We start from the raw sequence: 20,079 nt of genomic DNA on the forward strand, positions 1-20,079 counted from the left end.
TTTGTGCAAAGTTAAAATTTGATTCTGAAATTAGGTCGGTACATTAGCGCATTACTTTCTTCAGAACTCCCAAAACCCCACGAATGAAGGTGGCGCTGGTCAAAACCTTAATGATCGGGTTCTGTCGGGTACTGGCCTTGCTTCGGCTGGTCTTTCTAGGGGCCTTTTTTTCTTTTTCGGCCTCGGCTTCGGCCAGTTCTATTTTTTCGTTCAGAATTTCATAAGCGCTTTCACGATCAATGGTCTCGCCGTATTTCTTTACCAGTTTAGAGGTGCCGATTACGGTGTTGAGTTCGGTTTCGGTAAGTACGTCCATACGGCTCATAGGGGCGCGCAACAGGGTTGCGGCCAAGGGGGTCGGTCGTCCCTTTTCATCTAAGGCCGACACCAGTGCTTCACCTATACCCAAGGCGGTTAAAACCTCTTTGGTGTCGTAATAATCGGAAATGGGGTAGTTTTCAGCCGTTAGTTTTATGGCCTTTCGGTCTCTGGCGGTAAAGGCACGCAAAGCGTGTTGTACCTTTAGCCCGAGTTGTGAGAGTACTTCATTGGGTACATCGGTCGGGTTTTGTGTAACGAAGTAAAGACCGATACCTTTTGAACGTATCAATTTAACGATACTTTCTATTTGGTCGAGTAGGGCCTTTGAGGCTTCGTTAAAGATAAGGTGTGCCTCGTCGATGAACAAGATCAGTTCAGGCCTGTCACTGTCGCCCTGTTCCGGGAAAGTACTGTATATCTCGGCCAGTAGGCTCAACATAAAGGTCGAAAAAAGTTTGGGGCGGTCTTGTATATCGGTCAGTCGAAGAATATTTATATAGCCTCTTCCGTTTTCGTCTACACGGGTAAGGTCTTCGACATCAAATGATTTTTCACCGAAAAAGAGGTCGGCTCCTTGCTGTTCGAGTTCTATGATCTTTCTAAGGATGGCCCCCGTGGAACTGGAGGAAATTCTTCCGTAATCTTTGGTGAATTCGGCTTTGCCTGCGCCCGTGGCGTACTGCAGTACCTTTTTGAAATCCTTTAGGTCTAAGAGCGGAAGCTTATTATCGTCGCAATATTTGAATACCACCGAAACAATTCCTTCCTGGGTGTCCGATAGGTCGAGAATACGGGATAGGAGCACTGGTCCGAATTCCGATACCGTGGCCCGTAGTTTTACCCCATCTTGTTTGGAAAGCGAGAGGATCTCGACCGGAAACGCCTTGGGTTCAAAGGGCAGGCCTATTTTGGTATGGCGTTCATCAATTTTAGGGTGACCGGGACTCGGTTGGGCCAAGCCGCTCAAATCCCCTTTGAGATCCATCAATAAGACCGGGATTCCTTTTTCAGATAGGTTTTCGGCCAGTACCTGTAAAGTTTTTGTCTTTCCGGTTCCCGTAGCCCCCGCAATAAGTCCGTGACGGTTCAACGTTTTTAAAGGTATTTTTACATGGGCATCGGTAATAGCCTCCCCATCGAGCATGGCAGCGCCCAATATTATGGAGTCACCTTTGGTAGTATACCCTGCTTCAATGTGTTGAAAGAATTCGTCTCTAGTTGCCATTCGGTCTATTTTGGAGTAAAAATAAGAGAATTTTACTGTTTGGCCGTTACTTTTAGAGAAGTTTGGGATTGGTCATAGCTGAACCTTGGCCCTCTGGTGGTATTCTACCGTTGAAATCGCGCTTATTGGGCAAATGGTGAATTTAAGAATCAGAATTTGGGTTTTGGAATCTGCAAGGCGTATCTTTGCACGATGGTCAAAGATGAAGTTTTACAGGAAGTGGAGAAAGGGATGATGTTGCCCCTAATGGAAGAATTCTACACCATACAGGGCGAAGGTTTCCATAAAGGTACGGCGGCATATTTTATTCGTGTCGGAGGATGTGATGTTGGATGCCATTGGTGCGATGTAAAAGAGAGCTGGAATGCGGAAACCCATCCGCCCACCGATATTCGCCAAATTACCGAAAATGCTTCAAAATATTCCGATACCATAGTCATTACGGGCGGCGAACCGCTCACATGGAATATGCAGCCCTTGACCGATGCCCTAAAGGCGAAAAACCTTAAGATCCACATAGAGACTTCGGGTGCATATCCCTTGACCGGTACGTGGGATTGGATTTGCCTTTCGCCCAAAAAGAACAAACTTCCGGTAGATGAAATTTATGAGGTGGCCCACGAACTTAAGGTCATTGTTTACAATAAACACGATTTGATTTTTGCCGAACAGGAAGCGGCAAAGGTGAACGGAAAATGTATTCTCTACTTACAGCCCGAATGGAGCGTACGCGATAAGGTTACGCCCATGATCGTCGATTATGTGATGCAAAACCCTAAGTGGAAGGTAAGTCTACAGACCCACAAGTATTTGAATATCCCTTAATGTTTAACGACCGCCTGCGGATTTTAGGTCCAATAGGCATTCGGGGTCAAGGCTTGGCGGGTCGGGAAAAAGGTCTTTTGAGGTTTTTGATTCCAACATTCGAAGTACGTCTTTACCGCTTAGGCGACAGGCGGCTTTTAATCCGTTTTCATAGAATCCCATCTTGGCCGATGATTTATTGGCGAATCCGCCGAACTGCAGTTCGGCCTGCATAAGACAACCCTCTACCGAGCAGTGGCTATTTCCTTTTGTATTGCCATCTTCATCTAAAACCGGTTTGCCGTTTTCGTCGCGTTCTATGTCCTCGTGGTCGTGCACCGGTGTAGTACCTAAATTCACAAGGCCGAAAAGATGGCCGAATTCATGGTTGAGGGTTGAGTTTTCTACATCGGCATCGGTAATAAAAAAGCTTTGATTGGCCAGTTTGCGCACCGTTACCTCGTGAATGATCATAGAGGTATTGCGGTAGACCGCACCCAAGGTAACGAGTCCCTCTTCCTCATCATCGCCTTCTGCCGGTGCATCGGCAAAATAGATATAGAGTCCTAAAGTAGGGCCGTCGTTAAAAACGGTTCTGTTTTCCGATTCGAGTTTGGCGATTTCTTCCAAGGTCAAATTTTCTTCATCGGGCGATTCCAGTTGGGTGTACTTGAGCTCAATATCTTCCTTGAACGTTCTTTTTTTTAGGTAGGAGACAAAACCCAACATGGCTTCGTCCGTAGGTTTGAAACCTTCTACGTAGGCAATTTCGATAAGCAGCTTTGTAAACCTTTCGTTCGATAGAATGTCTTTGGCCGAGTCGCCAGCACTTTTTAGACTGGCCTCTTTTGCCTGATTTTTTTCCTTTTCGGCGCTATTGGTGTCGTCGTCTTTGGTACAGCTTAGGAAAAGGCCAGTGAACAAGACCAATAAAAATAAGTGCGATTTTCTCATCATTGAATTTTAGGGACAGTCGTACAAGAACAAAAATGGTGAAAAATGATCTTATTTCAACCATAACTTGGCCAAATAGTCGTAATGATCGCCCTTTCTTACTAATTGGCAATTGAATCCATTGGCTTCCGCGGCCATTTTCAAGGTTTTGTAATCGAGATAGAGCCAGAAAAATGGTTCGCTTTCCTGGTTTTTGTATTTCATACTGAACTCGACTTCACCATAGTACGAACCCGTATCGGGTACCCAGCGGCCCCCATCTTCGTCTTCGTCGAACATGTATATGATATCGCTGGAGTCAAGTAAAATTTGCCCGCCCGGTTTCAACAAGGTTTTTAAATGGTCTAAAAAGCGGGACATATTGCCCAGCCTTCCAACAATGCCAATACCGTTCATCAACAGGAGCAAGGTATCAAATTTAGGACCTTTAAGGTCGTGTATATCGCTATGTACCACCTTGTTGATACCCCTTAGGGTACAGGTTTCTATGGCGCCTTTGGAGTGGTCGAGCGCGGTTACGTCGCGGTTTGTTTCCTGAAGGTAGAGACTGTGGCTTCCGGCCCCGCATCCTATGTCGAGTACGCTGCCCTTACAAAGGTCAAGTGCTTTTTGTTCCAGCTCTGGCATCTCCTTGTAATCCCTAAAGAGATAGGGTAGGGGTATTTTATCCTCTTCGTCCAAAGAAGAGAAGGTGATTATGTCTTCGCTATAATTTCCTTTTTGATAATCTAATACTGCATTTCCGAAAATATCGATCATATCACAATAGCTTTGTAAGGCAAAAATGGACTTTTTAAGTATTTCTTGCTTAGTTTTGGGCAGATTTTTAAGAGGATGGACCAAATTTTACGTGAACTTCCAAAGAAGGCCAAAGATAAGCAGAACGAAAACAAGAAGTTTTTTGCGAAACTAAAAAAGCGCCCGCCCAAGAATCTTGATTACATCATGCAAGAACTGCATGAAGAAGAATTTGAGCGAACCGATTGTCTTGATTGTGCCAACTGCTGTAAAACTACGGGACCTTTGTTCACCAGGGCCGATATCGAAAGAATTGCCAAATTCCTTCGGCAGAAACCCCAAGCCTTTATTGAAGCGTATTTGCGTATCGACGAAGATAGCGATTACGTGCTTCAGCAGGTACCCTGTACCTTCTTGGGCGCCGATAATTACTGCTCTATCTACGATGTTCGCCCTAAGGCTTGCCGTGAGTTTCCGCATACCGACCGGAAGAAATTCCAGCAAATATCGAACCTTACCTTAAAGAATGTGGCCATTTGCCCTGCGGCTTTCAATATTGTCGAGAAAATGAAAAAAAACATTGGGAAGGGTTAGACTTCCATAAATAGAAACCCCAATATGTACCTTAGAACAGAAGTCCTACCGAAGAAAATACTAGTGGGCCGCCGCTTGAACATGACCTTGGCACATAACCGAACCTTTGAACTTTGGAGCGGTTTTATGCCCTTGAGAAAAACCATAGCCGACCCAGTGGGCAGCGACCTGTATTCCGTTCAGGTGTTTTCGGAAATGCCCGAAGGCTCCAGTTTTGGGCCGGATACCCGCTTCGAAAAATGGGCCGCGGTCGAGGTGAAGGGGGAAGCTGTGTATGGTGATGGGTTGGAGACCCTATGTTTGAACGGGGGACTTTATGCCGTATTCTTACATAAGGGCCTGTCTTCGGAATTCCATCTGACAATGGATTTTATTTTTAAGGAATGGCTTCCCATATCCGATTATCGCCTAGATCATAGGCCTCACTTTGAACTTCTCGGAAGCAAATATAAAAACGATCACCCCGAATCGGAAGAAGAGGTTTGGATTCCTGTCCGGCCGAAGTGAAGCGGGCACCGTTCTTAAAGGTTTTTACTATCTTTAAGACATGGGGCCCATTATCCATTACTTTGAAAATATCCCCTCCTTGCACCGTTCGCTTATTTTGGTCGGGGGAATCACCGTTTTTTGGTTTCTTGAGGGCATCGTGCCCCTTTTTGGTTTTACGTATAAGAAATGGAAGCACGCACTCCCGAACCTGTTTTTTACGATGACGACGGTTGTCATAAATTTTGCCCTTGCCTTTTTGTTGCTAAAGACCGCCGATTTTACGGTAATTCATGATTTTGGAATTATCAACTGGCTTCCCGATATGCCCTTATGGCTCTATGTTATTGTAGGGCTGTTGTTACTAGATCTTGTCGGTGCCTATCTGGCCCATTTTGTCGAGCACAAGATAAAAATTTTATGGATGGTACACTTGGTACACCATACCGACCATAATGTAGACACGACTACGGCCAATCGGCACCATCCTTTAGAAAGTATGATTCGTTTTGTGTTTACCCTTGTAGGGGTTTTTCTCGTCGGTACGCCTATCGGTATTGTAATGTTATATCAGTCCTTATCGCTTGTGGCGACCCAATTCAACCATGCCAACATAAAAATGCCCAAAAGGTTAGACGACCTCTTAAGTCTGTTGATCGTTTCGCCCGATATGCACAAGGTGCATCACCATTATCGATTACCGTATACCGATAGTAATTACGGTAACATATTTTCGTTATGGGATCGTTTGTTCGGTACCTATATGAAGTTAGATCGGGAAAAGATTGTATACGGGGTAGATACCTTTCCCGATGAGGTCGAGAACTCCAGCATCAAAGGGCTGTTACGACAGCCTTTCCATAAATACAGAAAACCTACCACCTTGCCGGAAGCCGAATCGGTAAAAGGGCAGCCCCTGTAATTAGCGGTACATCAGGTACTTTTTCCTGATTTTTTTAAACTCATCGATGTCGCTTTGCCAAGTAGCCTTGATCTCTTCTTCGCTTATCCCTTGTTCAATTTGTTTTTGAAGTGCTTCGGTTCCTGCATGGGCGGTGAAGCCTTTGGTGTTGAAGAACTTGCTCTTGTCGAGGGTATTGGTATAGGCGTCTATGAGCCATTGCAGGGAAACTTCGCTCATTTTGGGGAATCCGGATAAATCTTTCCCGAAGCATGTCTTTCCGTTTTCCTTTGGGGATTTTGAACCAAAATTGGGCATGGGGGTATATTTGTAACTATACTGGGTACTATCGAGAAAAGAGGCCCCGTAACACTGAAATTGCAATTCGGTTCCACGTCCGGCATTGATGTTCGTTCCTTCAAAAAGACCTAGGCTCGGATATAGGTTGATCGCCGTATCGTTGGGCAGGTTCGGCGAAGGCCTGACCGGTATGCTGTAGGGGGTGTCATATGTCCAATTTTCCAATGGAATCACCGTAAGGTCGGCTTTAGTACCATTCCCAAGCCATTTCTCTTCATTGATCATTCGGGCGTATTCGCCAATGGTCATGCCGTAGACCAAGGGGATTTCGGTCATGCCCAAAAAGCTGGTGTGCTCTTTTTTCATGGTCGGGCCGTCTATATAAGCGCCGTTAGGGTTAGGGCGGTCAAGTACTATAATGGGAACGTTCTGTTCCGCACAGGCCTCCATGACCAATTGTAAGGTGGCTATATAGGTGTAGAAGCGAACCCCCACATCTTGAATGTCGAAAAGAACGATATCGATATCCTCTAATTGCTCGGCGGAAGGTTTCCGGTTTTTCCCGTAGAGGGAAATCAATGGGAGTCCCGTCTTATTGTCGATCCCGTCCTTAACTTTTTCGCCGGCATCGGCGCTACCTCGAAAACCGTGCTCGGGAGCGAACACTTTTATGATATCGACACCGCGTGCCAATAAAGAATCGACGAGATGGACATATGGAAGGGGGGTGTTTTTAACCTGATCTTTAAAAATAATGGTCGTCTGGTTTCCTACAATGCCGACTTTCTTTCCCTTAAGTAAAGGAAGGTAGGCTTCGGTTCTATTGGCTGCCACTACAACGGGCTTTGCCTTGACCGAATCGTTTAGTGAGACCGCAGGTTTTGATTGGGTTTTCTCGGCTTTCGTTTGGTTTCCGCAGGCGATAAGAAGCAAAAACCAAATGAAAAATGTACTTTTGAGAGAGTTTAAAAACGCCATAGATTGAATTTTGAATATTTTTTGGCCAAGCGGCTCATCAAAGGTGAGGCGCATAAAATTAGTATTTCCGCACCAATAATAAAAATAGCTATTGCAGCTATTGCATTGGGGGTGGTAATGATGCTCATTGCGATAGCTACCGGTATTGGCCTGAAGTACAAGATACGCGAAAAAGTAGCCGCCTTCAACGGGCACATCCAAATTTCCAGTTATGACAATAATGCATCTGATGTATCGGTCATTCCGGTTTCATTGGATCAAGAGTTTTATCCCGAGTTTAAAAACATTGACGGTATCCGTCACGTACAGGCCGTAGCTAGCAAGGCGGGCATTATTAGAACCGAGACCACCTTTGAGGGTATTATTGCCAAGGGGGTAGGGGCAGATTACGACTGGTCGGCATTTGAGGAGTATTTGGTAGAGGGGCGGTTGCCGAACTATTCCGGGGATTTGAATGAAGAGGTACTGATGTCAGACCTTATGGCCAACCGACTGCACTTAAAAACCGGCGATACCTTTTACGCCTTTTTTCTCAAGGATGGCGATGTTTCGAAATTGCCCAACCAAAGAAAATTTAAAATTACCGGCCTCTACGATAGCGGATTTGAGGAATTTGACGGACTTTATCTTTTTACCGATATACGGCACATACAACGTATGAACAAGTGGGAGGATGACCAAGTAGGTAATTTTGAGGTGTTCTTGAACAGTTTTGACGATATTGACGCCAAGAGTAATGAGATTTACGGGAATACCGTCTCTACACTAGATACACAGACCATCGTAAACAAATATTACAAGATCTTTGAATGGATCAGTCTTTTCGACTTTAATATCATTCTGATCATCGGTATCGTGATCATCGTAAGTGGCTTCAATATGATTACGGCACTGCTGGTGTTGATTTTAGAACGCACCCAAATGATCGGTATCCTCAAGGCTTTGGGATCGGCCAATTGGAGCATACGTAAGGTGTTTTTGTACAATGCTACATACCTTATCGGTATCGGTCTGCTTTGGGGGAACCTTATTGGCTTGGGAGGTATTGTATTGCAAGACCGGTTCAAGGTTTTGAAGTTTCCGAACCCGAAGGAGTATTACATAGAATACGTGCCCGTACATATCGACGTATTTACGGTCTTGGCCCTCAATGCGGGCGTGTTGGTTCTATGTGTGCTGATGCTGTTGATTCCATCGTATATTATCACCAAAATTTCTCCGGTCAAGGCCATCAAATTCGAATAGAAAATACCTTAGGGTATTTCTGTGTGGTAAGGTCTTTCTATTTTTTTTGCTAGATTACATGATAATTTATAGCTCATGAGATACGCAAAAAATATTCTTGGAACCATAGGGAATACGCCTTTGGTAAAGCTAAATAAGTTAACCTCCGACCTTCCTTGCCTAGTGTTGGCCAAATACGAGACCTTTAACCCGGGTAACTCGGTGAAAGACCGTATGGCCCTACAAATGATAGAGGATGCCGAAGCGGCTGGGCTTCTAAAGCCGGGCGGTACCATTGTAGAGGCAACCTCGGGCAATACCGGAATGGGCTTGGCATTGGCCGCTACGGTGAAGGGCTACCGGCTTATTTGTGTAATAAGTGATAAGCAATCCGTAGAAAAGATAGATATATTAAAGGCTATGGGCAGTGAAGTGCACGTATGTCCTACCGATGTCGAACCGAGCGACCCAAGAAGTTATTATGCCACGGCCAAAAGGCTGGCCAAGGAAACTCCGAATGCCTGGTACGTGAACCAATACGATAACCCGAGTAATACAAAGGCCCATTACCTTAGTACCGGACCGGAAATTTGGGAACAGACCGACGGTAAGGTTACCCATTTTGTCGTTGGTGTGGGTACCGGAGGTACAATTTCGGGCGTAGGTAAGTTTTTGAAGGAGAAAAATCCGGATATAAAGGTTTGGGGCGTCGATACCTATGGTTCGGTCTTTAAAAAATACCACGAGACCGGAGTGTTCGACGAGAATGAGATCTACCCCTACATTACCGAAGGAATCGGGGAGGATATTCTCCCGGAAAACGTAGATTTTGACATTATTGACGGCTTTGTTAAAGTTACCGATAAAGATGCCGCCATGTATACCCGACGTTTGGCCAGGGAAGAGGCCATGTTTGCGGGGAATTCTGCAGGTGCAGCCATAAAAGGGTTATTGCAGCTCAAGGAACACTTTACGAAAGACGATGTGGTGGTCGTGTTGTTCCATGATCACGGAAGTCGCTATGTCGGAAAAATGTTCAATGACGATTGGATGCGTGAAAAGGGGTTTTTAGATTAGTTTTGTAAGCGTGTTCAAGAAAAGCGACTTCTATTTCAGTAGAAGTCTATAAAAAAGTGAGAGATGACAGAGTTAAGTTTTAAAAATCAAAACGTAAAAATAGATGCCGGTGAATTGGTAGGTTATACCGTAGACGGGCACGAATATATCCATCAAAAAGGCAGTCCGGGATGGCGCAGTTCCGATACCGAAATGTTTCCGATCATCGGCCCCACTGCCGATGCCAAGTTTATGGTACAGACCCCAAGGGACATTGCGGTTCAAGACCAGCACGGATTGCTACGGGAGATGGAGTACGAGTTGATATCGGAAACGGAGAACGAGGCGGTTTTTCAAAAGGCGTATAAGGCCAATTCGCGGGTGAAGAATTCGAAATATCCGAACAAGTCGAACAAGGAATGGTTGTTTTGGACCTATGATTTCAATTTTAAAAAGACCTTTCGATTGGGAGAAGACGGGCTGGAAGTAAGCTTTACGGTTTCCGGGGAACGCGATATGCCTTTTATGTTGGGCTATCACCCTGCTTTTAAGCTTCACACCGAAAGTCCCGTAGTAATTGTGGGCGATAAAGAAATAAGTCTTGATGAGATTATGGCGGTAGGAAGCCGGGCGCTAGAAGTGGCCGACTGTGAGGAAATCGTATTAAAGGACCAAAAAGAGCTTCGTATCCGTACCGAAGGCTTTGGCAATTTTATGTTGTGGACGGAAGTACCCAATATGCTGTGTATAGAACCTATTACGTTCTATCCGTATGCCGTACCACAGGCGAAGCTGTTTGAAGGTTTTAGTTATTTGAAGGACGAAGATGCCCAACTGAGGGTCTTTATAACTGCGGTCAATTAAATAGGAAATATGGAAGAAGGTCTTTTGCAGAATTATGGCTATCTCTTTGAAGATGCACTCTTGGCAGAGATGCAAGAGGTGGGATTGGTAAAAAAGTATGGTCAAGGTAGGGTAATCATGGATATCGGTGAGACCATTTCACACATGCCCTTATTGTTGAACGGAGCGATCAAGATTTTGCGCGAAGATGAAAACGGAGACGAACTGTTACTTTATTTTTTAGAGCGTGGCGACACCTGTGCCATGACCTTTTCATGTTGTGTGGGAACCCATAAAAGTGAGATACGTGCCGTTGCCGAAAGTGATACGGAGCTTATCATGATTCCCGTAGAGAAGATGGAAGCCTGGATGTCTAAATACGCGACATGGCGTCAGTTTATCTTGGACAGTTACCATACCCGAATGACCGAATTGCTCGAAACCGTCGATACCATAGCCTTTCTTCGAATGGATGAACGGCTGCTCAAGCACCTTCAAGACAAGGCCATGGTCAACCACGACGAATACGTCCAGACAACACACCAAGATATTGCCTATGACCTGAATACTTCAAGAGTGGTCATCTCAAGGCTGCTTAAAAAGCTTGAGAAGGAAGGAAAGATAGAGATGCAGCGTAACCGGATCAAAGTCATCGACTTATAAAAGGCTTCGTTCGCCAGGACGTCATTTTCCCAAAAAAAATATAAAATAGAAAAGAGTTTTGGAATGTTTGTTCCAAAACTCTACATTTGCCTCGTGAATAAAAAAGACAGCATCTTACGGTCGGCTCTAGCGCTTTTGGTTGAAAAGGGAGTACATAACACCCCCATGTCGGCCATTGCCAAAAATGCGGGTACCGGTATGGGGACCATATATAACTATTTTCCCAATAAGGAAGTTCTGATCAACGAGATTTACGCCGGAATAAAGGAAAAGGAAAATACCATTTTCCCGGAGTTTGATACCGCCCGCCCCATAAAGACCCAATTCGAGCGGTATTATACGGCCATGGTTGAATTTTTTATCGAGAATGCCGAGTTCTTCAAGTTTATGGAGCAAGTTCAAGCTTCGCCCATCATCACCGAGGAGACCCGGAAAAAGGGATTGGAGACGGTAGCGCCGGTTTATGATTTGCTCGAAAGGGGAAAGGAAGAACGCATTGTTAAAAATTTGGAAACCGAAGAATTGATCCAGTTCATCGGAGGTTCGGTATTCTCCTATTTACGTTGGTACCATGGCCAAGTGAAAGTAGGGGCGTCTACGGTTCAAAACCAGGTGCGAATGGTTTGGGACGGAATAAAAGAGTAAAAAAAATTTATATAAAAATTGGAGTGAATGTTCATTCCATTGTAAATAAGGTGAACTATTTAATATTTTAAAAATGAAAAGAGTTGTTTTAATTACGGGTACATCATCGGGAGTAGGTTTTGAAAGTTCCCTGCTTTTTGCGGAGAAGGGGTATAAGGTTTATGCTTCCATGAGAAATTTAAAAAAGGCCGACCGCCTAAGGGAAAAAATAGAAGAAGGCAATTTAGACGTTGACATATTGGAACTCGATGTGACCAAGGTCGACAGTATCAAGGCGGCAGTCGATACCATTATCGGGAAAGAGGGGCGAATTGATGTCTTGATCAATAATGCCGGGGCAGGTTTTGCAAAAGCCGTGGAACAGGCGAGCGAAGAGGAGGTAAGATGGGTCACCGAAGTCAATTATTTGGGAACGGTATTTTGCACCCAAGCCGTCATGCCCCATATGCGGAAACAAAGATCAGGGCAAATTATAAACCTGAGTTCGGTGGGTGGATTGGTAGGCCAGCCCTTTAATGAGCTCTATTGCGCCGCGAAATTTGCGATAGAAGGCTTTGCAGAGGGTTTGGCGGCCTATGTTACCGACGCCTTCAATATCAAGATCAGTAATGTAGAACCAGGGGGGATCTCTACCGAATTTATGAATTCGGCCGTTGAAAAGACCGCGGTTGACGGTAAATTGGCCTCAGGTGAATACCTTCCTATTTTTGAGCGTTACCTCGCGGGCAACCAGCAGAGGGCTGCCGAATCTGAGGAGCAAGTCTATCAAACGGGCCGAGAGGTTGCCGAAGTCGTACTCGATGTGGCCGAAAACGAAAATCCGCCGATGCGTATCCGTACTTCGGAATGGGCCCAAAACCTATGTGAGCTTAAAACCAAGGCCGATCCCGATGGAAACAAATTGGTAGATCAGATCAAGCGCAGTTTTTTATAGCGTTTGGGAAAGGGGCCGAAAAAAAATATTCGGACAAATTTATCCTCTTTCTGTGTGGTTTCTATTGAATTACTTATTTTTACCTTTCTACTTGTGCAATTAAGATATGGCTAGAATGGTGAAAATAGGGGTGCGTTTAATGGTAGTCTTGTTATTGGTGAGCTGTAAGGACACCGATGGGAAGCCTAAAAAAACGTCAAAATCGAACCGGGTCGTAACAACTTATATTGCCTTGCCCCAAAAGGTGAAATCACCTAAGGACAATCCGGCTTCCCCTGAAAAGGAGGCCTTGGGAAAATTACTTTTTTACGACCCCGTTCTTTCCGGAAACAAAGATGTGGCCTGTGCTACCTGCCATCACCCCCAAAACGGTTATGCAGAGTTTTTGGATATCAGTATCGGTCCCAATGCCACTGGTCTGGGTGCGCGTAGAAAATTCAATGCGCCCAACGATATTCCCTTTGTAAAAAGAAATGCCCCTACCATTATCAATTCGGCCTACAATGGCATAGACCCCTTCGGCAACTATGATCCGGAACAAGCCACTATGTTTTGGGACGATCGCGTTAAGAGTCTTGAAAAACAGGCCTTGGAGCCGATAAAGGCCTTTGAGGAAATGCGTGGGCACGGTATTGGTGTCGATAGTATCTTACAGGTAGTGGTGGATCGCGTAAAGCAAATTCCCGAATATCAAAAAATGTTCGCCGATGCCTTTGGTGTGCCGAATGCCGTAACGGTAGAAAATTTAGGAAAGGCCATCGCTGCCTTTGAGCGTTCGTTGGTGACGAACAATTCGCGCTTCGATCAGTTCATGAGGGGAGATGAGGATGCAATTCTCATTTCGGAAAAAGAAGGCTTCGAACTGTTTAAGTCGGTGGGGTGCGTCAATTGCCACAATGGTCCCATGTTTTCAGATTATAAGATGCACGTATTGGGTACCCCTGAAAACGATAAGCTGGGCGAACCCGATAGAGGGGTGAAGGATACGTTTGCCTTTCGTACACCAACCCTACGGAATCTACGCTTTACCGCCCCTTATATGCATAATGGGAGTTTGCCCACCCTTAAAAAGGTACTGGAGTTTTATGAGGATATAGCCAATGGGAAGGAGCGTAACCCACATGTGCCGGTCCAAAAATACGATCCCTTTGTGCGCGAACTTAACTTGTCGGTCAAGGAAATGTCGCAAATCATTTCATTTTTAAACACGCTTAATGACGATGGTTTTGACAAGACCGTACCCGAGCGTGTACCCAGTGGCTTGCCGGTAGGGGGCAATATTCAATAAATTTTTCGGTTTTAAGACTGGTTTCTTGATGTTCATGTAACACAGGTAACATAGCTGTTTTAGATTAAATGGTACATTTGTCCCATGCGAAGATTTCTCCCTTTTTTGGAGTGGATTCCAGACTATAACAAGAACTGGTTTTCCAAAGATTTGGTGGCGGGCCTAACGGTCGGGATTATATTGATCCCTCAGGGCATGGCCTATGCCATGATTGCGGGCCTACCTCCGGTATACGGCCTGTATGCTTCCTTATTGCCCATGATTGCCTACGCCTTTTTCGGTACATCTAGACAATTGGCCGTGGGGCCTGTTGCGATGGACTCGCTTTTGGTAGCGGCAGGTTTGGCTACCTTGGCTATTACTTCGGTTGACGATTATATTGGTATGGCCCTGCTTTTGGCCTTTACCGTTGGGACCATACAATTGACATTAGGACTCTTACGAATGGGTTTTTTGGTGAATTTTCTATCAAAACCGGTCATAAGTGGCTTTACCTCGGCCGCCGCATTGATAATTATGTTCAGTCAGCTGAAGCACCTTTTGGGGGTAGACATTACCCGTAGCAACCGCTTTGATGTATTATTGGTGAACGCATTTGAAAAAATGCCCGACACCAATTTATACGATTTTGCCATTGGCATGGTAGGCATTGTGATTATTGTGGCCTTAAAAAAGTTCGATAAACGTATACCCGGTATACTCTTCGTGGTCATTTTGGGTATTTTGGTGGTTTACTTTTTGCAATTGCCCGCTTTTGGGGTACATATCGTAGGGGAGATCCCTACCGGCTTGCCTTCGTTCCGGCTTCACAGTTTTAATGTCGATACCTTGTTGGAATTGGCACCCATTGCGGTGACACTTGCGCTTATTGGGTATTTGGAAGCCATTTCCATAGGGAAATCGATGGAGGAACAAACCGGGGAAGAGACCATAGATGCCAATAAAGAACTCATTGCCCTGGGTAGCTCGAATATGTTGGGTTCCTTTTTTCAGTCGTACGTGGTAACGGGTAGTTTTTCGCGTTCGGCCATCAATGCACAAGCCGGGGCAAAAACCCCTATGGCCTTGTTCTTTAGCGCCATTGTCGTAGCCATCACCCTTTTGTTTCTTACGCCGCTTTTCTATTATTTGCCCAATGCCGTCTTGGCGAGCATTATTATGGTTTCGGTATTCGGGCTCATCGATATCGCTTACCCGAAAAGCCTTTGGGAGTACCGTAAAGACGAACTCTTTGTACTGGTCATCACGTTCTTGGTCACTCTTTTTGCCGGTATATCAGAGGGCATCCTGATCGGTGTGTTATTGTCGCTGTTATTAATGGTATACAAAAGCTCAAAGCCGCATTTCGCCGTTTTGGGGCGAATAGAAGGGTCCGACTATTATAAGAATATCGATAGGTTCAGCCAGAATGTTTTGGTACGTGACGATTTGCTTATTGTACGTTTTGATTCACAGTTGTATTTTGGGAATAAAAACTATTTCAAAAAAGAACTTTTAAAAAATGTGGACAAAAAAGGCAGCAAGCTCAAAGGCATCATTCTTAATGCCGAGGCTATAAGTTATATCGATTCCAGTGCGGCACTAATGCTTAAACGGGTGATTGAAGAGCTTCATGATAAAGGACTTCAGTTTTATATTTCGGGGGCTACAGGGCCGACAAGGGACACGATTTTTAGCAGCGGTATCATCGATGCCCTGAACAAGAAGTACCTCTTCGTTCAGACAAAGGAAGCGGTCGATTATTTTGACAACATGACGCCCTTGTCCGTTTTAAGCGAGAGGGTAGCCTGCCAAAACCAACGGAACAGTAACTAATGTTACGTCCACATTCAACGATTAAAGGTATTTTTGTAAGGAACGACGCATATAGACTTCCCTTTTCGGGAAGGCATAAGAAACGTATAATTTTCCTATCGGGAAATAAAAAAAACAATTATGAAGATAGAACAGATATATACCGGATGCCTGGCACAAGGCGCATATTACATTGAAAGCAGTGGTGAAGTGGCGATTATAGATCCACTTCGTGAAGTTCAGCCCTATATCGAAAGAGCCGAAAAAGACGGGGCAAAGATCAAATATATTTTTGAAACCCATTTTCACGCCGATTTTGTCAGTGGCCACGTTACCCTTTCCAAGGAAACCGGTGCGCCCATCGTATACGGACCCCATGCCAACCCTTCCTTTGACGCTATTATAGCAAGTGACGGACAGGTATTCAAGCTTGGGGACATTAGCATACAAGTATTGCACACCCCTGGACATACTATGGAAAGTACCACCTATTTGTTGAAGGACGAAACGGGAAAAGACCATGCTATTTTCTCAGGGGATACTTTGTTCCTAGGAGATGTAGGTAGGCCCGACCTGGCCCAAAAGGCGGCCAATATGACCCAAGACGATCTTGCGGGCCTATTGTTCGATAGCCTACGCAACAAGATTATGCCCTTATCCGACGATATTACCGTTTATCCCGCACATGGTGCAGGTTCGGCCTGTGGTAAAAATATGATGAAGGAGACAGTGGATACTTTGGGCAATCAAAAAAAGGTAAACTACGCATTGCGGGCCGATATGACCAAAGAGGAGTTCATCAAAGAAGTGACCGACGGTTTGCTTCCTCCACCAAAATATTTTCCGCTGAACGTTAAAATGAACAAAGAAGGCTATGAAGATATAGCCGATGTTTTGGATCGCGGCACCACCGCTTTAGATCCAGATGCCTTTGAGGCCATGGCCAATGAAACCGGTGCCGTGGTGTTAGACGTAAGGCATCAAGACGATTTTGTAAAAGGCCATATTCCTAGGTCGATTTTTATCGGGCTTAACGGTGATTTTGCTCCGTGGGTAGGGGCCCTTATCGCAGATACCGAGCAACCGCTTTTATTGGTGACGCCGGAAGGTATGGAAGAAGAGGCGATAACCCGGTTGTCCCGCGTTGGCTTCGATGCCACTATCGGAATTCTTGAAGGGGGATTCGAGGCTTGGAAGAAAGCCGGGAAGGATTACGATACCATTAACTCCGTTTCTGCGGAAGAGGCAAAACCACAAATAGAAAATAAGCAAATGCCTGTTTTCGACGTGAGAAAGGAGAGTGAGTATCTTTCGGAACACGCGGTCAATGCGGAAAACACCCCCTTGGATTTTATAAACGACTACATGGGGGAATTCCCTAAGGAAAAAACTTTTTTTGTTCACTGTGCCGGAGGCTATCGTTCGGTCATAGCGGAATCGATATTAAAGAGTAGGGGGATACATAATTTTGTCGATATAGGCGGCGGTTTCGGAGCCATGAAGAATGCAGGTATTCCGTCAACGGACTATGTTTGCCCTACGACCTTATAAGTAGGTACGAAACTTTAAAAACCCCATAGACAAAAGACTATGGGGTTTTCTTTTTAATGCTGTTTGTAATCGACGTGGGCTAATTGCTAGCGTCTTTCATTCGGTTTTCTATTTCTGTCCAATGGTCTTTTCGCATCGAGAATAAGAAGTAATCGTAAAATTGGATCTTCCACCTGAACCAGCGGTTGTTTCTTTTTAGATAGTGCTTTGTGCATTCTTCATTCAACCAGGTCTCATCGAAACCTCTCCATTCGCCTAAGGTATTTATTAAGTTGGCCTTTAGCACGGGTAAAACCTCGTAGCGGTCAATAGCTTTTAATTCGTTCAGGGATAGACCTGAGTCAAGAAAAGTACGGGTGATGAAATTGTAATCGTGAGGTTGTAGTTCCGTATCTAGATAAAATTCTGAAATGGACTGCCATATCGGAAGTCTTTGTTCCAATACTACGTTCGGGGATTTGTCTCCGGCCCATGAACCATCGGGCGATTTACCTAGGGATTCTTTAGCTTTCTTTTTGTCGGCTTTCATATAGAAAAGGTTGTTTCAACTACACTTTCATTTTTTATCGGTTGAATTTTTCATGACATATCGCGTATACTACATGTATTTGCTTGATGAGCTTTCTTGCTAAGAGAGCTCAAATGTAAGTGCGGCTCAGCTCCCTTGTTCTTTGGGATTTCAATAGGCTAGCCATGGTTAAATTTTCTAATAGGACTGTAATTTAACCATATTTATACTTTATTAGGTCTTTCGGGCAATTGGCTTTTAAGGCCTGTTGTTTTGTTTGGACCCAAGTATTTTAGCTGATTATATGAAACGTTCTTTTGGTAGCAATTATAAAAAAAATCCCGAGCCTTGACAAAGCTTTGAATTTGTCGTGGGCTCGGGAAAGTTATCATTAATTTTAGATTAGGCTATGTTACAGTTGCCTCCAAAATCAGTTTTTCTGAAACCAGGTTTGCTCACCTGATCCAGTGCGCAATAGGTAGTTGCCTTTGATAAGACCGGAAACGTTCAATCGTTCTTTTGGGCTTAGTATGCCCTCTTTTTTAAGGACTGGATTGCCGGATGAGTCAAAAACACGTAATCCATTTTCCCCTTCCACACCTTCAATGGTCAAGGTTTCCGATGCAGGGCTGGGATACACTCTTATTCCATCTAGGGTCTTTGTCTCCAACTGGGCGGAAAGTGCCGTACTGGCGGTGGGTGGTGTCTCCTTTTTCCAAGAAAAAGTTTCCCAACCATTATCTACGGGCCCTTTAGGTCTGACTATAGCGTTGTTTTGGGTCCATGGAGCCTGTAGCCATTTGCCCGTATGCACGCTTTTCAAGGCTACAAGTCCGTTTCCTTTAGATTTCCATTCGAATTGTTCCCAATCACCCTGAAAATCACCTGCGGCCCTTACCGGTTTGTTACTGTCGCTTCCTTGAACTTGTACATATTTGCCGTTCGAATTCGCCTTAAGGCTTATCCCGCCTTTAGGGTGTTTTTCTACTTTGAATTTTTCCCAGCTTTGAACGGTCGCGCCTCTTGCGATCAATTGGCTGCCATCTTTTTCGCCCGTTACAAATTTACCGTCGCCTTGCGTTTTTTTGAGGGAAATGTAACTGCCGATCGGAGCGTCGGAACTGTCTTCCGCGCCGGTGCCGTCAACCAATTTGTACACCCGTACCCAATCGACTTTCATGGTATTTTTAGAATTGTCACGGAGGTTTTCCGGCTTAGGAAGTCCGATATTGGCAACACCGGCCGTAGCAAATGGAAATACTTCGGTATCAAAAATCATTCTTAGTTCCTCGTCTAACGGTACTCTTGGAATGATACGCATAACCTGCTCTCCGTTGAAGTAAAAGAGAAGTTCATTGGGACTCTTCCACCAGAATCCATAGGTGTAAAAATTATCCCTTCCCCTGCCGGGCATTTTATATTCGGTTCCAAGTGGTTGCAATCCGGCATGTTTTCCGTAATAATGTGTGTTAACGTGGTATTGATAAGGAAGGTCGTCTTGTCGGTTTTCTTTCGATGGATTTCCAATATGCTCGATAACATCGATTTCAGAAAATTTTCCGACGCGGAACCAAAACGAGGAGGTCATAGACAAAGAGGAAGCCTTAAAGCGTGCCTCATAATAATACCCGGGTTGGGCCATGGTCTTGGAAACCGCCGCGGCCGCATCTACCCAAATATCCTTAAAAGGATCTTGAACGCTGCTTGGTTCTTTTCTCAATGTAGAACGGAGGTTTAGATAACCGTCGCTGACGAAAGCATTCCCTTTTTTAAAATTGCTGGGCGCGCGGCCACTCCAAAAAGGGTGGTAATCATACCATTTACTGGTGTCAATGGAGTTGCCGTTAAATTCGTCGGACAATTGTTCAACCTTTTCCCATTTTTTTCCGTTTGTGGGAGATGGTAATTGCGCAGAAAGGTTTGCGGTTACTAGAAGAACTAAAAATAGTAATACTTTTTTCATGTTGTAAGATTTAGCGTTGCGTAAGTGTTTACGTACAAAATCGATTATTGGATTTTGTGCAGGACCAAAAGCGGAAATTTCCAAAGAAAAAATATGTTTTGTTCACTGTACCGGAGGCTATCGTTCAGTCATAGCGGAATCGATATTAAAGCGGGAATATGATTTTGTAAATATTGGCAACGGTTTCGGAGCCATAAGAAATGTAGATATTCCGTCAACGGGCTATGCTTGCCCTACAATCTTATGCGTAGAACAAAGATTTGAAAATCCCTTAAACAAAAACTGGTGGAGTCTTCTTCTTAATGCGGT

At 44.7% G+C, this 20,079-nt stretch carries 19 protein-coding genes; 13 read left to right on the forward strand and 6 right to left on the reverse strand.

All coding sequences use genetic code 11. The annotated features are described in order from the left end of the window. Positions 1-43: 43 nt before the first annotated feature. Positions 44-1,546, reverse strand: a complete 1,503-nt coding sequence (locus BW980_RS14385) for a helicase HerA-like domain-containing protein (RefSeq protein ID WP_076455887.1) — start codon at positions 1,544-1,546, stop codon at positions 44-46. A gap of 192 nt (positions 1,547-1,738) precedes the next feature. Here BW980_RS14385 and BW980_RS14390 point away from each other — a divergent pair, with 192 nt between their 5' ends. Next, positions 1,739-2,371 (forward strand): 7-carboxy-7-deazaguanine synthase QueE, encoded by a 633-nt coding sequence (locus BW980_RS14390; protein ID WP_013993928.1) that lies wholly within the window; start codon positions 1,739-1,741, stop codon positions 2,369-2,371. Positions 2,372-2,374: 3 nt separating this feature from the next. Here the strand turns inward: BW980_RS14390 and BW980_RS14395 are convergent, their stop codons facing one another. Together BW980_RS14395 and BW980_RS14400 are read right to left on the reverse strand one after the other, a co-directional pair. Further along, positions 2,375-3,304: a hypothetical protein gene (locus BW980_RS14395; RefSeq protein ID WP_076455888.1), complete on the reverse strand. Its 930-nt coding sequence runs from the start codon at positions 3,302-3,304 to the stop codon at positions 2,375-2,377. A gap of 51 nt (positions 3,305-3,355) precedes the next feature. Further along, on the reverse strand, positions 3,356-4,063 hold the full coding sequence (locus BW980_RS14400; RefSeq protein WP_076455889.1) for a class I SAM-dependent methyltransferase: 708 nt from the start codon (positions 4,061-4,063) through the stop codon (positions 3,356-3,358). Between the two features lie 75 nt (positions 4,064-4,138). Here BW980_RS14400 and BW980_RS14405 point away from each other — a divergent pair, with 75 nt between their 5' ends. From BW980_RS14405 to BW980_RS14415, 3 genes are read left to right on the forward strand one after another with little or no spacing between them, the layout of a single operon-like run. Beyond that, entirely contained in the window at positions 4,139-4,636 is a 498-nt protein-coding gene (locus tag BW980_RS14405) for a YkgJ family cysteine cluster protein (protein ID WP_076455890.1), read from the forward strand. A gap of 24 nt (positions 4,637-4,660) precedes the next feature. Beyond that, positions 4,661-5,143, forward strand: a complete 483-nt coding sequence (locus tag BW980_RS14410; RefSeq protein ID WP_076455891.1) for a GyrI-like domain-containing protein — start codon at positions 4,661-4,663, stop codon at positions 5,141-5,143. Positions 5,144-5,183: 40 nt separating this feature from the next. After that, on the forward strand, positions 5,184-6,044 hold the full coding sequence (locus BW980_RS14415; RefSeq protein WP_076455892.1) for a sterol desaturase family protein: 861 nt from the start codon (positions 5,184-5,186) through the stop codon (positions 6,042-6,044). Here the strand turns inward: BW980_RS14415 and BW980_RS14420 are convergent, their stop codons facing one another. Continuing rightward, positions 6,045-7,301 (reverse strand): exo-beta-N-acetylmuramidase NamZ family protein, encoded by a 1,257-nt coding sequence (locus BW980_RS14420; protein ID WP_076456276.1) that lies wholly within the window; start codon positions 7,299-7,301, stop codon positions 6,045-6,047. A gap of 3 nt (positions 7,302-7,304) precedes the next feature. Between BW980_RS14420 and BW980_RS14425 the strand changes: the two genes are divergently transcribed. The 9 genes from BW980_RS14425 (at position 7,305) to BW980_RS14465 (ending at position 17,299) form a co-directional block, all read left to right on the forward strand. Beyond that, entirely contained in the window at positions 7,305-8,546 is a 1,242-nt protein-coding gene (locus BW980_RS14425; protein ID WP_076455893.1) for an ABC transporter permease, read from the forward strand. A gap of 75 nt (positions 8,547-8,621) precedes the next feature. Further along, positions 8,622-9,602, forward strand: coding sequence for a PLP-dependent cysteine synthase family protein (locus tag BW980_RS14430; RefSeq protein ID WP_076455894.1), 981 nt, complete (start codon positions 8,622-8,624; stop codon positions 9,600-9,602). A gap of 63 nt (positions 9,603-9,665) precedes the next feature. After that, complete coding sequence (locus tag BW980_RS14435; protein ID WP_076455895.1) at positions 9,666-10,445, forward strand: aldose epimerase family protein; 780 nt, start codon at positions 9,666-9,668, stop codon at positions 10,443-10,445. Between the two features lie 9 nt (positions 10,446-10,454). After that, the gene (locus BW980_RS14440; RefSeq protein ID WP_076455896.1) at positions 10,455-11,087 is read left to right on the forward strand and encodes a Crp/Fnr family transcriptional regulator; all 633 of its coding nucleotides are present in this window, start codon (positions 10,455-10,457) and stop codon (positions 11,085-11,087) included. A gap of 93 nt (positions 11,088-11,180) precedes the next feature. Beyond that, complete coding sequence (locus BW980_RS14445) at positions 11,181-11,732, forward strand: TetR/AcrR family transcriptional regulator (RefSeq protein WP_076456277.1); 552 nt, start codon at positions 11,181-11,183, stop codon at positions 11,730-11,732. Positions 11,733-11,805: 73 nt separating this feature from the next. After that, on the forward strand, positions 11,806-12,666 hold the full coding sequence (locus tag BW980_RS14450; RefSeq protein WP_076455897.1) for an SDR family oxidoreductase: 861 nt from the start codon (positions 11,806-11,808) through the stop codon (positions 12,664-12,666). Positions 12,667-12,772: 106 nt separating this feature from the next. Continuing rightward, on the forward strand, positions 12,773-13,954 hold the full coding sequence (locus BW980_RS14455; RefSeq protein ID WP_076455898.1) for a cytochrome-c peroxidase: 1,182 nt from the start codon (positions 12,773-12,775) through the stop codon (positions 13,952-13,954). A gap of 84 nt (positions 13,955-14,038) precedes the next feature. Continuing rightward, positions 14,039-15,769, forward strand: a complete 1,731-nt coding sequence (locus tag BW980_RS14460) for a SulP family inorganic anion transporter (RefSeq protein WP_076455899.1) — start codon at positions 14,039-14,041, stop codon at positions 15,767-15,769. A gap of 120 nt (positions 15,770-15,889) precedes the next feature. After that, positions 15,890-17,299 carry an MBL fold metallo-hydrolase gene (locus BW980_RS14465; protein WP_076455900.1) on the forward strand — a complete coding sequence of 470 codons (1,410 nt, stop codon included), beginning with the start codon at positions 15,890-15,892 and terminating at the stop codon, positions 17,297-17,299. A gap of 79 nt (positions 17,300-17,378) precedes the next feature. On the opposite strand, the gene BW980_RS14470 is transcribed toward BW980_RS14465, so the two are convergent. Both BW980_RS14470 and porA read right to left on the reverse strand, forming a co-directional pair. Next, positions 17,379-17,828, reverse strand: a complete 450-nt coding sequence (locus BW980_RS14470; RefSeq protein ID WP_217694808.1) for a DUF7079 family protein — start codon at positions 17,826-17,828, stop codon at positions 17,379-17,381. A 409-nt stretch (positions 17,829-18,237) separates the two neighbouring features. Beyond that, on the reverse strand, positions 18,238-19,770 hold the full coding sequence (gene porA, locus BW980_RS14475; RefSeq protein WP_076455901.1) for a beta-porphyranase PorA: 1,533 nt from the start codon (positions 19,768-19,770) through the stop codon (positions 18,238-18,240). Between the last annotated feature and the right edge of the window lie 309 nt (positions 19,771-20,079).

The organism is Zobellia uliginosa (assembly GCF_900156625.1).
In the GTDB taxonomy this organism is placed as follows: domain Bacteria; phylum Bacteroidota; class Bacteroidia; order Flavobacteriales; family Flavobacteriaceae; genus Zobellia; species Zobellia uliginosa.

Bases quoted from the DNA above. Each gene is read 5' to 3' on its own strand.
- BW980_RS14410 (WP_076455891.1), top strand. From the start codon at position 4,661: ATGTACCTTAGAACAGAAGTCCTACCGAAGAAAATACTAGTGGGCCGC.
- BW980_RS14385 (WP_076455887.1), bottom strand. From the start codon at position 1,546: ATGGCAACTAGAGACGAATTCTTTCAACACATTGAAGCAGGGTATACT.
- BW980_RS14460 (WP_076455899.1), top strand. From the start codon at position 14,039: ATGCGAAGATTTCTCCCTTTTTTGGAGTGGATTCCAGACTATAACAAG.
- BW980_RS14430 (WP_076455894.1), top strand. From the start codon at position 8,622: ATGAGATACGCAAAAAATATTCTTGGAACCATAGGGAATACGCCTTTG.
- BW980_RS14415 (WP_076455892.1), top strand. From the start codon at position 5,184: ATGGGGCCCATTATCCATTACTTTGAAAATATCCCCTCCTTGCACCGT.
- BW980_RS14400 (WP_076455889.1), bottom strand. From the start codon at position 4,063: ATGATCGATATTTTCGGAAATGCAGTATTAGATTATCAAAAAGGAAAT.
- BW980_RS14440 (WP_076455896.1), top strand. From the start codon at position 10,455: ATGGAAGAAGGTCTTTTGCAGAATTATGGCTATCTCTTTGAAGATGCA.
- BW980_RS14465 (WP_076455900.1), top strand. From the start codon at position 15,890: ATGAAGATAGAACAGATATATACCGGATGCCTGGCACAAGGCGCATAT.
- BW980_RS14450 (WP_076455897.1), top strand. From the start codon at position 11,806: ATGAAAAGAGTTGTTTTAATTACGGGTACATCATCGGGAGTAGGTTTT.
- BW980_RS14405 (WP_076455890.1), top strand. From the start codon at position 4,139: ATGGACCAAATTTTACGTGAACTTCCAAAGAAGGCCAAAGATAAGCAG.
- BW980_RS14435 (WP_076455895.1), top strand. From the start codon at position 9,666: ATGACAGAGTTAAGTTTTAAAAATCAAAACGTAAAAATAGATGCCGGT.
- BW980_RS14455 (WP_076455898.1), top strand. From the start codon at position 12,773: ATGGCTAGAATGGTGAAAATAGGGGTGCGTTTAATGGTAGTCTTGTTA.
- BW980_RS14390 (WP_013993928.1), top strand. From the start codon at position 1,739: ATGGTCAAAGATGAAGTTTTACAGGAAGTGGAGAAAGGGATGATGTTG.
- BW980_RS14395 (WP_076455888.1), bottom strand. From the start codon at position 3,304: ATGAGAAAATCGCACTTATTTTTATTGGTCTTGTTCACTGGCCTTTTC.
- BW980_RS14470 (WP_217694808.1), bottom strand. From the start codon at position 17,828: ATGAAAGCCGACAAAAAGAAAGCTAAAGAATCCCTAGGTAAATCGCCC.
- porA (WP_076455901.1), bottom strand. From the start codon at position 19,770: ATGAAAAAAGTATTACTATTTTTAGTTCTTCTAGTAACCGCAAACCTT.
- BW980_RS14420 (WP_076456276.1), bottom strand. From the start codon at position 7,301: ATGGCGTTTTTAAACTCTCTCAAAAGTACATTTTTCATTTGGTTTTTG.